Source organism: Pseudomonas sp. PME37.24/025 (assembly GCF_055556615.1).
On record NZ_JBVHNK010000360.1, the window covers coordinates 1 to 256 of the forward strand.

The 256-nt window shown below is 60.2% G+C and carries 1 protein-coding gene; it reads left to right on the forward strand.

All coding sequences use genetic code 11. The annotated features are described in order from the left end of the window. On the forward strand, positions 1-256 hold a 256-nt coding region (locus tag ACZ3HH_RS30690), incomplete at both ends, for a hypothetical protein (protein ID WP_465810441.1).

A 256-nucleotide genomic window follows, 5' to 3' on the forward strand; every position in this document is an offset into this window, starting at 1 on the left:
TCGCACTGCCCGATGGGCAAATCCAGGTGGACGTCTTCTCCAGCACAAATTCGCGCGATGTCATTGCCTCGGCCACCGTCCGCGCGAACACAGGCTTCTATATCGACGGTCTGCGGGCGGGGACCTACCGAATCCGGTTCTCATCGACAACGGTGCCGATCAAGACTCAGTGGTGGACTACGGGGACCACCCATGCGACGGGAGGCAACATCACACTGGCCCCGTCGGAGCAACGGAACTGGATCAATGTGACACT